The sequence below is a fragment of the Oleiphilus sp. HI0067 genome (assembly GCF_001635735.1).
Genome location: NZ_LWFI01000817.1, coordinates 1 through 273, shown reverse-complemented (window position 1 = coordinate 273; position 273 = coordinate 1). Strand labels below are relative to the sequence as shown.

Here is a 273-nt window from a genome sequence, read left to right as displayed (position 1 = left end):
CAATTACCGGTACTGAGAAATTCATGTACCAAAACATCACCATATCACCGCTAGTTTCTTTGGACGGAAGCGTCAATCAAGCTGTAATCATTATTTACGATGTCACCGACATCGTAGCGAACCGTAAAGCTCTTGAAAAAGCCAACGATGAATTACAGATGCTTAGCCGCACAGATCGACTGACAGAACTCTACAATCGTGGCTATTGGGAAGAATGCCTTGTTCGAGAGTACGCCCGTTACACGCGTTATAAAACTGAATGTTCCGTTGTCA

General features: G+C 43.6%; 1 pseudogene. It reads left to right on the top strand.

What is annotated here, in order from left to right:
• Positions 1-23: 23 nt before the first annotated feature.
• Positions 24-273 (top strand): annotated as a pseudogene (locus A3739_RS08700) (GGDEF domain-containing protein); the annotation flags it as partial.